Here is a 13,186-nt window from a genome sequence, read left to right on the forward strand (position 1 = left end):
GGGAGATCAGCTGTCCGCCCACGGGGAGATCACCTGACCGCCCACAGGGAAGTCGGGCTGACCGTTGACAGGCACGGCGCCACACCGACGCCACCAAATTACGCATGGCGGTTGCCTGGACCGTTGGCTCCAGCCGTGTGGCCTACCGGTTGGGGCGGCGACTGCCGGAGCCGCAAGTTGGACTGGGCCTGATCGACTGAGACGCCGCACATGGCACCTCATAGAAACGCCGAGTGGGCTGTTTGATCGCCCCTGGAATACTCGGCAACGATCAAACAGCCCACTCGGCGGTGTGGAGAACGGTGGTGGGCCCTACCGGGATCGAACCGATGACACCTGCGGTGTAAACGCAGTGCTCTACCAGCTGAGCTAAAGGCCCTGGGTGCAGAAAGTTGAGTGCACCGGGTGGACGACTTCTACAGACGCCAGCACCCAGTGCTGACGCATACAGTACCTCTCAGACCCGTACCAAAGTTGCCCTCGAGTGTGGGGAATGTGTCGATATGTGTATGAGATTCATCACACGGCTGAAAGGTGCATGTCACCCGCTGTTCATCTGCACTGCAATTGGGCACAGCAGGTCAATCCGAACCCCACAACTGCTGCGCAGCGTTCAGGAACTCAGCCACGGGCGCATCAATCTTCACCGTGGCGTCCTGGTCCGAGCGTGTCTTGCCGTGGTTCACGATCACCACCGGCTTGCCGGCCCGTACCGCCCGGCGCACAAATCGGCGTCCCGAGTGCACGGTCAGAGAAGATCCCAGCACCAACACGGCCTGAGCCGAGTCCACGATCGCTGCCGCATGGGCGACGTCGTGGGTGGCCGCGGATTCACCGAAGAACACCACATTCGGCTTGACCACACCGCCACACACAGGGCAGTCGGGCACGCTGTAGCGACCGTCGTAGACAATCTCGGCATCGGCGTCCGGGGCGAATTCGATGTCCTTCGGATCCCGGGAGTGCTGCGCGAACTCCGGGTTGGCAGCCTCCAGCATCTGCCCCCACCGGGCGCGCTGCAGCACGGTTCGGCACTCCACGCACAAGACTTGGTCATAGCGCCCGTGCAGATCGACGACGCCGAAGGCCCCCGCACGTTGATGCAGTCGATCAATGTTCTGCGTGATGATCCCGCGAATCCGGCCGACAGCCTCCAACTGGGCCAGGACACGGTGCGACGCATTGGGCTCAGCCAGCGCCAGGTGATGCCAGCCAACCTGGTTGCGCGCCCAGTACCGGGATCTGTTGGCCGCCTGGGCCATGAACTCCTGATAGGTCATGGGAGCGCGCGGGGCCGAGTCAGGGCCACGGTAGTCAGGGATCCCCGAGTCGGTGGAAATGCCTGCGCCGGTCACCACCGCCACGGGCCCACGGCGCAGCAGTTCAACTGAAGCAGAAAGTCCTGCCTCAAGCGTCAACGCATGCGGGTCAGGGAAGACGTCCTCCTGCCCGCGGGGCCCGTAGCCGGCGCCCAGAACACGTATGGGAGTCATGGAGACACCCGGCTGGAGACGGTGTGAACCGTGGCGGTCAACGCTTCGGCTCCGATTCCAGCAATGACTCTCAAGCCGGCTGGTCAGCCAGTTTCGCCAGGGCAAGTCGGTAGGACTCCGTCACGCGCGGAGTGCCCAACTCGGCAGAGGTGAAGCGGTCCAGGATCAGTCCGTCGGCATCGATCAGGAAGGTGGTACGGCTGGGCACACCCTTCTCCGGGTCGAGCACCCCGTAGCTGTCTGCCACCTGGCCGTGGGGCCAGAAATCGGAGAGGAGGTCGAACTCCAAAGATTCTTGGTCGGCAAAGGCCTTGAGCACGTGGATGGTGTCCGTGGAGATCGCCAGCAACAAGGCATCAACCTCCTGAACTTCCTCCAGCATGTCCTGCAACTGGCACATCTCGCCCGTGCACACGGAGGAGAAGGCAAAGGGGTAGAAGACCAGGACCACGGGGCGTCCGCGGTGTTCAGAGAGCTGGACTTCCTCCCCGTACTGGTTGAGCAAAGTGAAATCGGGGGCGAACTGGCCGATGTCAAGCATTGTGTGTCCTCACATCCGTTGGGTGAAGCGCTGGTCAGCGCCTGCCGGGACCGCCGTCACGGCGTGATCCGCAGATGCGCCACAGGCGACCGATCAAGAGTTTCGTTTGGGGGCCAGGCGCACGGCCGACCAGTCCTCGCTGACACCGGCGGTGGTGGTTCGGTGCAGACCTGCCGTGGAGGCAGCAGCCTCGACCTCGCCAGGATTGACGTAGCTGTCCCTGCCGGACTTGGGGGTCAGCAACCAGACCACACCGCCGTCATCGAGCTGGGACTGGGTGTCCACCAGGGCGTCCACCAGGTCGCCGTCGCCGTCACGCCACCACAGCAGCACGGCATCCACCACCTCTTGGTCGTCCTCGTCCAGGATTTCTTCCCCGGTGAGGTCCTCGATTCGTTCCCGCAGGGCGAAGTCGACGTCGTCGTCGTAGCCGAATTCCTGGACGATCGAATCCTCCGTGAGCCCGAGCTCGCTGAATGATCCGTCAGCGGTGGCCTTGGCCTCGCTCACTTCAGTACTCCTAACCGTGGGGCCTACGCCCCGTCCTGTGTCTGTGGTGGCATCTGCGCAACTCAACCGGCAGTTTCCGCACCGGTGCGGTTGCCCATGATCGACGGCGCCTGCGGCATCGCCGCCACCTGGGAGGTGTGCTGCGAACTTCCGTTCGCATGCCGCCTGGTGACCAGACAACACCGGATCGCAGCCAGGTGCAACCGGCCTGCAAGCAATCCGGCAACCCCGCGCAGCAGTCTGGACAAGAGTCTGGAGAAAATCCAGCACCAGCAGTGACCGGGTTCATATGGTGAAAACCTCGTTACACAGTGTGCGTGTGCCTGCCCGGATGTTGGATGATGGGTGCCAGTGTTTACCAACGCTTCAACGCGCAACTGCCGCGGAACTCGACGAAGAGAGGTTGAACGTGGCTTCTGAAAGCAACAACCACATCCTGAGCGGTCTGACCAATGACCTCAAGGACTCCAACACGGAGGAGACCCAGGAGTGGATCGAATCCTTCCGTGCCCTGGTGGAAACCCAGGGCACGGAGCGTGCGCAGTACATCATGCGCGCCCTTCTGCAGGACGCCGGCGCGCAGTCCGTGGGCGTTCCCATGGTCACCACCACTGACTACATCAACACCATTCCGGTGGACCAGGAACCCGAGTACCCCGGTGATGAAGAGGTGGAGCGCCGCTACCGTGCGTTGATGCGCTGGAACGCCGCCATGATGGTGCAGCGGGCCCAGAAGCCGGAGATCGGCGTGGGCGGCCACATCTCGTCGTTCGCCGGTGTGGCCACGTTGTACGAGGTCGGTCAGAACCACTTCTTCCGCGGTGCGGATCACCCCGGCGGTGGCGACCAGGTCTTCTTCCAGGGCCACTCCTCCCCCGGCAACTACGCACGCGCCTTCCTGGAAGGCCGGTTGACCGAGGAAGACCTGGACGGATTCCGCCAGGAGCGCACCAAGGAGGGCCATGCCCTGTCCTCCTACCCGCACCCGCGCATGATGCCTGACTTCTGGCAGTTCCCCACCGTGTCCATGGGCTTGGGCCCCATGAACGCCATCTACCAGGCACAGTTCAACCGGTACCTGGAGAACCGCGGCATCAAGGACACCTCGGACCAGCACGTCTGGGCTTTCCTGGGCGACGGCGAGATGGACGAGCCCGAGTCGCGTGGCCTGCTCCAGGCTGCCGCCAACGACAAGCTGGACAACCTGACGTTTGTGGTCAACTGCAACTTGCAGCGATTGGACGGGCCGGTGCGCGGCAACGGCAAGATCATCCAGGAACTCGAGGCCTTCTTCCGCGGTGCCGGCTGGAACGTCATCAAGGTGGTCTGGGGCCGTGAGTGGGATGAGCTGCTGGAGAAGGACACCAGCGGCAACCTGGTCAAGATCATGAACGAGACCTTGGACGGTGACTACCAGACCTACAAGGGCGAGTCCGGCGGGTTCATCCGCGACCACTTCTTCGGCCGCACCCCGGAGACCAAGGAACTCGTGGCGGACATGACCGACGACGAGATCTGGAAGCTCAAGCGCGGCGCCCACGACTACTTCAAGATCCACGCCGCCTACAAGGCAGCCCTGGAGTTCAAGGGTCAGCCCACGGTCATCTTGGCTCAGGGCGTCAAGGGTTACGGCTTGGGCCCTCACTTCGAGGCCCGTAACGCCACCCACCAGATGAAGAAGCTCACGGTGGAGAACCTCAAGGCCTTCCGAGACGCCCTGCGCATCCCCATTGAGGACGAGCAGCTGGAAGACCAGTACAACGCGCCGTACTACCACCCGGGTCCTGACGCCCCGGAGATCAAGTACCTGTTGGAGCGCCGCGAGGCCCTGGGCGGTTTCCTGCCTGAGCGCCGTCACGAGCAGAAGGAGATCACCCTCCCCTCGGACAAGGCTTTCGCCTCCGCCAAGAAGGGCTCCGGCAAGCAGATGGCGGCATCCACCATGGCCCTGGTGCGTGTGCTGAAGGATCTGATGCGGGAGAAGGAGTTCGGTCACCGCATTGTGCCGATCGTCCCGGATGAGTCCCGCACCTTCGGCATGGACTCGTTCTTCCCCACCGCCAAGATCTACAACCCGAACGGTCACAACTACCTGTCTGTGGACCGTGAGCTCATGCTCTCCTACAAGGAGTCCGAGCAGGGCGTGATCTTGCACCCGGGCATCAACGAGGACGGCGCCACCGGCCAGTTCATTGCCGCTGCCACGTCCTACGCCACGCATGGCGAGGCCATGATCCCGTTCTACATCTTTTATTCGATGTTCGGGTTCCAGCGCACCGGTGACAACTTCTGGGCTGCCGCTGACCAGCGGGCCCGTGGTTTCATCATCGGTGCCACGGCCGGGCGTACCACCCTGACGGGCGAAGGCACGCAGCACGCCGACGGTCACTCCCCGTTGATCGCCAACACCAACCCGGCTGTGATCACCTACGATCCCGCCTACGGTTACGAGATCGGGCACATCGTCCGCCGCGGCATCGAGCAGATGTACGGCACCAAGGACGAGGACCACGACGTCATGTATTACCTGACGGTCTACAACGAGCCCATCCAGCAGCCGGCCGAGCCGGAGAACGTGGACGTGGAGGGCATCCTCAAGGGCATCTATCTGCTCAAGGAGTCCGAGAAGGACGGTCCGCGCGCTCAGCTGTTGGCCTCCGGTGTTGCGGTTCCGTGGGCTCTGGAGGCCCAGCAGATGCTGGCCGAGGACTGGGGAGTTTCCGCAGACGTGTGGTCCGTGACCTCCTGGACCGAGTTGCGCCGGGACGCCCTGGCCGCGGAGAAGGAAGCCTTCCTGAACCCGAGCGAGGGCGCCCGTACCCCGTACGTGACCCAGGCTCTGGCTGGTGCCACCGGGCCGATCGTGGCTTCCACCGATTACGTCTCCGAGCTGCCGGATCTGATCCGCCAGTACGTGCCGAACGACTTTGCCACCTTGGGTGCAGATGACTTCGGTTTTGCAGACACCCGGGCCGGTGCCCGCCGCTGGTTCCACATCGACTCCGCCTCCATGGTGGTCCGCACCCTGGAGATGCTGGCCAAGCGCGGCGAGGTCGACTGGTCAGCACCGCAGCAGGCCATCGAGAAGTACGACCTGCTCAACCCGCAGGCCGGCACCTCGGGCAACGCCGGAGGCGACGCCTGATTCTCCCGGCACCCCGGACGACGTCCCTGCCCTGACGGGCAGCACGTGAGTTCTGGCCATACGGCACCGCAGTGGTTCATCCGCTGCGGTGCCGTATTGTTTTGGCCATGCCAAAGGAGACATCACCGGAGTCCGAGACCTTCGCCGCTGGGGGCAGGGAGCGCAGCGGATCGGGTCTCCTGGGAACGGGCTCACGGTGGATCTTGGGGGGTCGAACCGCGCGCACCGCGCCGCAACGCACAGCGCGCACAGGTGCTCCGCTGCCGTCCAAGAAGACGCTGGAGAACATCCGGGGCAATGTGGGCGCCATGTCCGGTGTCGCCGTTCAACGGTTGGAGTCCGAACTGGACTGGTTCCGGGACTTGCGTCCCAAGGACCGCTCGGAACTGGGGTTGGTGGCCCAGCGCGGCATCGCAGCTTTCGTGACCTGGTATGAGCAACAGGACGACGACGGTTTGCTGCTGAACCGACTGTTCAGGGATGCCCCCACCGAACTGGCTCGCGCGATCTCCCTGCAACAGGCTCTGCAGGTCATGCGCGTGGTGGTTGAGGTGGTGGAGGACAAGGTCCCTGAACTGGCCACCAGCCACGACGAACCCGTCCTGCGGGAGGGTGTACTGCGCTACTCACGGGACATCGCTTTTGCCGCCGCTGACGTTTATGCTCGCGCCGCAGAGAACCGCGGCTCCTGGGATGCCAGGTTGGAAGCCTTGGTGGTGGACGGGGTACTGCGCGGGGAGCACACGGATTCGCTGCGTTCCCGTGTGGCAGCCCTGGGGTGGAAGAGCAGTGGCCCCGTGACCGTGATGGTGGGCCATGCGCCGGAGCAAACCAGCCCCGCAGGTGTGGCGCGGATCCGGCGGACTCTGGCGCGGCACACCACGGATGCACTGGTCTCCATCCAGGGCAACCGGTTGGTACTGATCGTGGCGGGACTCTCCACTTTGGACCGTTCCCAAGACCGCATTGTGGGGCTCTTCGGCCCCGGACCCGTGGTGCACGGACCGGAGGCGGAGAATCTGTTTGCAGCAGCCGATTCGGCAGAACCCGCCCATGCGGCACTGACCGTGGCGGCAGCTTGGCCCGAGGCTCCACGCCCGGTGGACTCGGAGGAATTGTGGCCGGAGCGCCTGATGGCAGGCGATGCCACGGCCCGAAGCGCTCTGGTGGAGCAGATCTACCGAAAGTTGGAGGGCTCCTCCACCGGCCTGACGGAAACCCTGTCAACCTACGTTTGCGTGGGCCACAGTCTGGAGGCCACGGCCCGCGAGCTCTACGTCCACGCCAACACCGTGCGTTACCGGTTGCGCAGGATCGCTGATCTCACGGGTTGGGACCCGCTGATCCCCCGTGACGCGTTTGTCCTGCACTGCGCCATCGTGGCAGGGCGCCTGGCTGATGCCGACTAGGTCACGCGCTGCCGGTTGTGACACCCATCGCAACATGGTGTGACGTTCATTGCTGATTGCCTCCCGGTCCCGGCAAAGTTTGTAGGGACCCCACAAACCTGCCGCGCGGGCTTGGTCCGTCACCTTCCTGCCCCCAGGCCGCGTCAGTTGGTGCAATAGTCGGGTGATTGCAATCGTTTGCCCCGGACAGGGTGCCCAGAAACCCGGACTGCTCAACGACTGGCTCGCCCTGGACGGCGTCGCTGACCACTTGGCCGAACTCTCCGAGGCGGCGGGCCTGGACCTGGTCCACTACGGCACAGAGGCCGATGAGGAGACCATTCGGGACACTGCTGTGGCTCAGCCGTTGATCGTGGCCACCGGGCTGGTGGCCGGCAAGCTCCTGCGTGAGCAGCTCACCGGGCGTACCGACTTGGTGTTCGCCGGACACTCCGTGGGCGAGATCACCGCGGCGGCACTGTCTGGAGCCTTGAGTGAAGCCGATGCCATGACCTTTGTCCGGACTCGAGCCACGGCCATGGCGGAGGCCGCAGCCACGGTCCCCACCGGCATGTCGGCCGTGCTCTCCCCCAAGGAGGATGAGGTGCGCGCCGCCATTGAGGCGGCAGGCTTGACCCCGGCCAACTCCAACGGTGGTGGCCAGATCGTGGCTGCCGGCACCTTGGAGCAGCTGGAGGCCTTCGCAGCAGAGCCACCGGCCCGGGCGCGCGTGATCCCTCTGAAGGTGGCAGGTGCCTTCCACACGGAGCACATGGCACCGGCCCTGGAACCCTTGCGCGAGCTGGTGGGCCAGTTGCATCCGAAGCAGCCCACGGCACCGCTGCTCTCCAATTACGACGGCGCCCCGGTGGCTGACGGTGAAGCCAACCTGAACTCCCTGGTGGAGCAGGTCTGCCGCCCGGTGCGCTGGGATCTGTGCATGGCGCAGCTGACGGAGATGGGAGTGCAGCAGATGATTGAAATGCCTCCGGCCGGGACTTTGGTGGGTCTGGCCAAGCGTGGCATGAAGGGTGTTCCTGCACTTGCCGTGAACTCGCCTTCAGACCTGGATGATGCCCGTAACATTCTCAACTGAGGCACGGGGGCCGGGGCCCGCTCCGGTCCAATACGTACACAAGGTCTTGTCGCACGTCCCTTCGCACTAAGGAGCACTCACCACGTGGTGACTCTCAAGCAGTACACACCGAATACCCACTCGCGCATCTTGGGGATGGGCGCCTACCGCCCTGACACGATCGTGACCAATGACGACGTCTGCCAGTGGATCGATTCCTCCGACGAGTGGATCCGCCAGCGCACCGGGATCGTGACCCGACACCGTGCGGATGAGAACACCTCTGCGCTGGACATGGCCGTGGGCGCCGCCCAGGAAGCCATTGAGGCTGCCGGGATAAAGCCGGATGAACTGGACACCGTTCTGGTTTCCACCATCTCCTACCCGTATCTGACCCCGTCCATGGCCGCAGTCCTGGCCGACAAGCTCGGGGCCTCCCCCGCAGCTGCCTACGACATCTCCGCAGCATGTGCCGGTTACTGCTACGGCATCGGTCAGGCTGACGCCCTGGTGCGTTCCGGGATGAGCAAGTACGTCTTGGTGGTCGGTGTGGAGAAGCTCTCGGACGTCATCAACAACGGGGAGCGCTCCATCAGCTTCCTCCTGGGAGACGGTGCCGGCGCCGCCGTCGTCGGCCCTTCCGAGACCCCGGGAATCGGCCCCACCGTGTGGGGTTCGGATGGTTCCAAGCACGATGCCATCCGCATGACCCACCCGCTCACGGACATTCGCGACGCCGAAGCCGGTGAAAAGCGCCCCTTCCGCAAGGACCTGGCGGACCCGAAAACCGGTGAGATGCCGGAGGACGCGCCGTTGTGGCCCACGCTTCGCCAGGATGGTCAGACCGTGTTCCGCTGGGCCTCCTTCGAGGCTGCCAAGAAGGTCACCGAGGCCTTGGAAGCAGCAGGGCTCAAGCCGGAGGACCTGGGCGCCTTCATCCCTCACCAGGCCAACATGCGCATCATCGATCAGATGGCCAAGGTGCTCAAGCTGCCCGAGTCCGTGGTGATCGCCCGTGACATCGCAGATGCCGGGAACACCTCAGCGGCTTCCGTCCCGTTGGCTGCCCACCGGTTGCTGAAAGAGCACCCCGAGCTCTCCGGCATGCCTGCCCTGCAGATCGGATTCGGCGCGGGCCTGGTGTTTGCCGCGCAGGTTGTGATCCTGCCCTGAGATTTGGTGGTGGGAACCTGCACTGCGTGGGTTCCCACCGCTGCACGACGACGGTCCTGCGGCCGAGGCGTTCGTGGCGGATGACTGCTGAACCTGCTGCGCGCGAGTACGGACAAGGTTCACGGGACGTCAAGTACCGGTAGCAACAAATCCGACGCACCCGCCCGGGGACCGGTCACGCACGCCAGGCACCACGTGCCCGTCGTAAAGTGGCACCGCACTGCACTCCGGTTGAACCGGGTCGGGCTGGTCCCGATCCAACAAACCACAGGTCGTCACCCGTCGACCGAAACCACAGCAGGCCCGTGACCACGGGCCGCGAGGAAAGGAATGCCGAGATGGCGAGCAAGGAAGAAATTCTGGCCGGCCTGGCCGAAATCGTGAACGAAGAGACCGGCCTGGAGACCGAGGCCGTTCAGCTCGACAAGAACTTCACCGAGGACCTGGACATCGACTCCATCTCCATGATGACCATCGTGGTCAACTGCGAGGAGAAGTTCGAGGTCACCATCCCGGACGAAGAGGTCAAGAACCTCAAGACCGTTCAGGACGCCGTCGACTTCATCGACAACGCCCAGGGCTGATTCCCTGTCAACCCGCCGCCGTGCGGTGCGTGCACACTCACCCGAGTACATGACCGGCCAGGCCGCTTCCAGCGGCGCCGCGGTCCATGGCACGCACCGCACAGCGCGCGAGGCGTAAGCCCCTCCCCGGACACCAGGAAGTAGTGCATACATGCCCCGCAAAGTAGTCGTCACCGGTTTGGGCGCAACCACCCCCATTGGTGGCAACGTCCCCGAACTCTGGAAGAATGCCCTGGAAGGCGTCTCCGGTGTTTCCAAGCTCGAGGAGGACTGGGTTGAGACGTACGACCTTGCCGTGCGCATCGCCGCCTCCGTCTCCACCCCGGCCTCCGAGGTGCTCAGCCGTGTGGAGGCCAAGCGCCTGGACCCCTCCGGCCAGCTCTCACTGATCGCGGCCCGTGAAGCCTGGGCCGACGCCGGCTTCTCCGCTCCCAACGCGGATGACGCCGAAGAAGTCGACCCCACGCGGGTTGCGACCGTGTTCGGCACGGGTATCGGTGGTGCCTGGACGCTGCTCAGCGGCTGGGACACGTTGCGTGAGAAGGGTCCGCGCCGCGTCATGCCCCTGACCGTTCCCATGCTCATGCCCAACGGCAACGCAGCCACGGTCAGCATGGAACTCAAGGCCCGCCGCGCTGCCATCACGGCCGTGTCCGCCTGCGCTTCAGGCACGGAGTCGTTCTACCAGGGACTCGACCTCATCCGCCTCGGCAAGGCCGACGTCGTGATTGCAGGTGGCGCTGAGTCCGCCAACCACCCCATCAACTTTGCGGCCTTTGGTGCCATGCAGGCCCTGTCCCGCCGCAATGACGAGCCCGAGCGGGCCTCCCGCCCCTACGACATCGACCGTGACGGTTTTGTCATGGCCGAAGGTGCAGGTGCCGTGATCCTCGAGTCCGAGGAACACGCCAGGGCGCGCGGTGCCCGGATCTACTGCGAGCTGGCCGGTGCCGGTCTCTCCGCAGATGCCTTCCACATCACCGCCCCCGACGACGCCGGAACCGGTGCGACTCGCGCGATCGCGGAAGCCATGGAATCCGGTGAGTTCGTGGCGGAGGACGTCATCCACGTCAACGCCCACGCCACCTCCACACCCAAGGGTGACATTCCGGAAGCCGGTGCCGTGCGCAACGCGTTTGGTTCCGCCACGGACAACATTCCGGTCTCCGCCACCAAGTCCATGACCGGCCACATGCTGGGCGGCTCCGGAGCGGTGGAAGCCATCCTGGCCATCAAGGCGCTGACCGAGCGCACCGCGCCGTGCACCATCAACTTGGAGAACAAGGACCCCCAGATCGACCTGGACGTGGTCACCACACCGCGTGAGCTGCGCAAGGACGGCGGCGTGGTGGTCTCCAACTCCTTCGGCTTTGGTGGACACAACGCGGTGGTGGCATTCCGCGACTACTGACGGGTGCCCGGGACTCGCCCGCCGCGTACGGGAAAGCGCCCCTGGAGAATGCTTCCAGGGGCGCTTTTGGCGTACGCGGCGGAGGAACTGAGCGTTTTGGTGGGTTCAGGGCTTGTTGGTGGGCTCAGGAGACGCGATGCAGCCAGCGCACCGGCACACCTTCTGCGGCCAGACGGAACGGCTCAAGTTCTTCGTCCCAGGCCTCGCCCAGGGCCAGTGACAGTTCATTGACCACCAGCGCGGGATCGCCCTTGGAGTTCACGTAGGCGTGGCGGATACGGTCCTCAGAGACGACGACGTTGCCGGCTGCGTCCGTGGTGGCGTGGAAAACTCCAAGATCAGGCGTGAAAGACCACCGGGAACCGTCGGTGCCGGGGGACGGTTCCTCCGTGATCTCAAAGCGGATCTTGCCCAGGGTTCGAAGGGCTGAAGCCATGAGGGCACCGGTACCCACGGGACCGGCCCATTCGAGCTCAGCACGAAGCGCCCCGGGTGCGGCCTCCTGGGGAACCCAGTGGAGTCCGCTGCGCCCGCGGGAAAGCGACTCCAGTGCCCACTGAACATGAGGGCACAGAGCCTGCGGCGCGGAGTGAATTTGCAACACTCCGCGCGTGATGGATGACGACATGACCTGTTCCTCCGGCGTGTAGGTGCGTCTTCCCCAACGACCTGCCACGTCAAATCTTCCGAAGGAACCGATCCGTGGAGACGGATCAGCCCGGTGTCACAGTGATGATCGGAGGGGATTCGAGGCCCGCCGTCACATCAGATGATCATTCAATTGTTGAGTCCAAACATACGTGCAGATTCGAGGCTGCAGATACGGGACATGGCAATTTTCATGATCTGCGCGGGAATAGTCAACCCGGTCGGCTTTCAGGCACGCGGGTGCGCCTGTTGGAAAGCGGCCCCCAGGCGATCCACGGAGACGTGGGTGTAGATCTGAGTGGTGGCCACGGATTCGTGGCCCAAAAGCTCCTGGACGCTACGGAGGTCCGCACCGCCGTCCAACAAATGGGTGGCTGCCGAGTGCCGGAGCGCGTGGGGACCCCGGGCAACCACGTCATCCTGCTGTGCCAGTTCCCGGTTGACCACCTCACGGATCTGGCGCACACCCATGCGGGCCCCTCGCAGTCCCAGCAGCAAGGCATCCTGAGCCTGGCTCCCCGACAGTTCTGGCCGACGTTGCAACCACAGCTCCAGAGCTGTCTGCGCCGGGGTGCCGTAGGGCACCGTTCGTTGTTTGTTGCCTTTGCCCGTGACCACAGCCGTACGTCTGCCGCGGTCAAGGTCAGCGACGTTCAAACTGGAGAACTCCGAAACTCGGATGCCCGTGGCCCACAGGAACTCGATGATGAACCGGTCCCGTGCGGCCACGGCCTGCTCACGGGGGCTCAGATCTGGTGATTCGGCCGCCTGCGCCAGGCGCTGCGCCATGGAACCCAGGTCTGCAGCCGAGACCACAGAGGGCAGATGCGAGCCTGATTTCGGGGAGGACAACCGCACAGTGGGATCTGTGGGGAGCCGGCCCGTGGTCACACACCAGCCAAAAAACGTGCGCACGGCAGAGGCCCTGCGGGCAGCACTGGCAGTACGTGCAGTTCTGCCAGAACCGGCTGCGCTGCCCGCGCTCACCGCCTTGCCGGGACCAGCCAGGCGCTCGGCCATCCAGGCACGGATCACGTCAAGATCGATCAGGTCAAGCTCCAGGTCTTGGGCTGATGCGTAGGCAAGCAGCGAGCCCACATCCCCCGTGTAGGCACGCACCGTGGCTTGGCTGCGGGATCGTTCAAGACCCAGGTGATCCGCAAAGGCCTCCAGATGACCCTGCAGATCGGCTCTCAGCTCCGGCTCCATCTGTGTGCT

At 64.5% G+C, this 13,186-nt stretch carries 12 protein-coding genes and 1 tRNA gene; 7 read left to right on the plus strand and 6 right to left on the minus strand.

Going from position 1 to position 13,186, the window contains the following annotated elements:
• Window positions 1-303: 303 nt before the first annotated feature.
• The 4 genes from GTW58_RS03870 to GTW58_RS03885 all read right to left on the minus strand — a co-directional run bounded on the left by GTW58_RS03870 (window position 304) and on the right by GTW58_RS03885 (window position 2,544).
• Window positions 304-379: transfer RNA gene (locus tag GTW58_RS03870), tRNA-Val, on the minus strand.
• 202 nt (window positions 380-581) lie between these two features.
• Window positions 582-1,493, minus strand: a complete 912-nt coding sequence (locus tag GTW58_RS03875) for a Sir2 family NAD-dependent protein deacetylase (RefSeq protein ID WP_119932616.1) — start codon at window positions 1,491-1,493, stop codon at window positions 582-584.
• Window positions 1,494-1,563: 70 nt separating this feature from the next.
• Window positions 1,564-2,034, minus strand: coding sequence for a peroxiredoxin (locus GTW58_RS03880; RefSeq protein ID WP_047691100.1), 471 nt, complete (start codon window positions 2,032-2,034; stop codon window positions 1,564-1,566).
• Between the two features lie 93 nt (window positions 2,035-2,127).
• Window positions 2,128-2,544: a DUF3052 domain-containing protein gene (locus GTW58_RS03885; protein WP_119932615.1), complete on the minus strand. Its 417-nt coding sequence runs from the start codon at window positions 2,542-2,544 to the stop codon at window positions 2,128-2,130.
• Between the two features lie 96 nt (window positions 2,545-2,640).
• On the opposite strand from GTW58_RS03885, the gene GTW58_RS03890 reads away from it, so the two are divergent.
• From GTW58_RS03890 to GTW58_RS03920, 7 genes are all read left to right on the plus strand, one after another.
• Window positions 2,641-2,823 carry a hypothetical protein gene (locus GTW58_RS03890; RefSeq protein ID WP_157980457.1) on the plus strand — a complete coding sequence of 61 codons (183 nt, stop codon included), beginning with the start codon at window positions 2,641-2,643 and terminating at the stop codon, window positions 2,821-2,823.
• Between the two features lie 130 nt (window positions 2,824-2,953).
• Window positions 2,954-5,689, plus strand: a complete 2,736-nt coding sequence (aceE, locus tag GTW58_RS03895; RefSeq protein ID WP_119932614.1) for a pyruvate dehydrogenase (acetyl-transferring), homodimeric type — start codon at window positions 2,954-2,956, stop codon at window positions 5,687-5,689.
• 107 nt (window positions 5,690-5,796) lie between these two features.
• Window positions 5,797-7,098, plus strand: coding sequence for a PucR family transcriptional regulator (locus GTW58_RS03900; protein WP_119932613.1), 1,302 nt, complete (start codon window positions 5,797-5,799; stop codon window positions 7,096-7,098).
• Between the two features lie 163 nt (window positions 7,099-7,261).
• The gene (locus GTW58_RS03905) at window positions 7,262-8,173 is read left to right on the plus strand and encodes an ACP S-malonyltransferase (protein ID WP_119932612.1); all 912 of its coding nucleotides are present in this window, start codon (window positions 7,262-7,264) and stop codon (window positions 8,171-8,173) included.
• A gap of 84 nt (window positions 8,174-8,257) precedes the next feature.
• A complete protein-coding gene (locus GTW58_RS03910; RefSeq protein ID WP_119932611.1) occupies window positions 8,258-9,325 on the plus strand; it encodes a beta-ketoacyl-ACP synthase III in 1,068 nt (355 codons plus the stop codon).
• A 338-nt stretch (window positions 9,326-9,663) separates the two neighbouring features.
• On the plus strand, window positions 9,664-9,909 hold the full coding sequence (locus GTW58_RS03915; RefSeq protein WP_006215098.1) for an acyl carrier protein: 246 nt from the start codon (window positions 9,664-9,666) through the stop codon (window positions 9,907-9,909).
• A 151-nt stretch (window positions 9,910-10,060) separates the two neighbouring features.
• Window positions 10,061-11,320, plus strand: a complete 1,260-nt coding sequence (locus GTW58_RS03920) for a beta-ketoacyl-[acyl-carrier-protein] synthase family protein (RefSeq protein ID WP_119932610.1) — start codon at window positions 10,061-10,063, stop codon at window positions 11,318-11,320.
• Window positions 11,321-11,444: 124 nt separating this feature from the next.
• Here the strand turns inward: GTW58_RS03920 and GTW58_RS03925 are convergent, their stop codons facing one another.
• A complete protein-coding gene (locus GTW58_RS03925; protein ID WP_119932609.1) occupies window positions 11,445-11,948 on the minus strand; it encodes a DUF3145 domain-containing protein in 504 nt (167 codons plus the stop codon).
• 248 nt (window positions 11,949-12,196) lie between these two features.
• On the minus strand, window positions 12,197-13,177 hold the full coding sequence (locus GTW58_RS03930) for a tyrosine-type recombinase/integrase (protein ID WP_119932608.1): 981 nt from the start codon (window positions 13,175-13,177) through the stop codon (window positions 12,197-12,199).
• Between the last annotated feature and the right edge of the window lie 9 nt (window positions 13,178-13,186).

The organism is Kocuria subflava (assembly GCF_012163155.1).
Classification (GTDB): domain Bacteria; phylum Actinomycetota; class Actinomycetes; order Actinomycetales; family Micrococcaceae; genus Kocuria; species Kocuria subflava.

Excerpts from the sequence above, each read along its gene's own strand:
- GTW58_RS03890 (WP_157980457.1), top strand. The coding sequence starts at position 2,641 with ATGATCGACGGCGCCTGCGGCATCGCCGCCACCTGGGAGGTGTGCTGC.
- GTW58_RS03915 (WP_006215098.1), top strand. The coding sequence starts at position 9,664 with ATGGCGAGCAAGGAAGAAATTCTGGCCGGCCTGGCCGAAATCGTGAAC.
- GTW58_RS03925 (WP_119932609.1), bottom strand. The coding sequence starts at position 11,948 with ATGTCGTCATCCATCACGCGCGGAGTGTTGCAAATTCACTCCGCGCCG.
- GTW58_RS03875 (WP_119932616.1), bottom strand. The coding sequence starts at position 1,493 with ATGACTCCCATACGTGTTCTGGGCGCCGGCTACGGGCCCCGCGGGCAG.
- GTW58_RS03920 (WP_119932610.1), top strand. The coding sequence starts at position 10,061 with ATGCCCCGCAAAGTAGTCGTCACCGGTTTGGGCGCAACCACCCCCATT.
- GTW58_RS03900 (WP_119932613.1), top strand. The coding sequence starts at position 5,797 with ATGCCAAAGGAGACATCACCGGAGTCCGAGACCTTCGCCGCTGGGGGC.
- GTW58_RS03880 (WP_047691100.1), bottom strand. The coding sequence starts at position 2,034 with ATGCTTGACATCGGCCAGTTCGCCCCCGATTTCACTTTGCTCAACCAG.
- GTW58_RS03930 (WP_119932608.1), bottom strand. The coding sequence starts at position 13,177 with ATGGAGCCGGAGCTGAGAGCCGATCTGCAGGGTCATCTGGAGGCCTTT.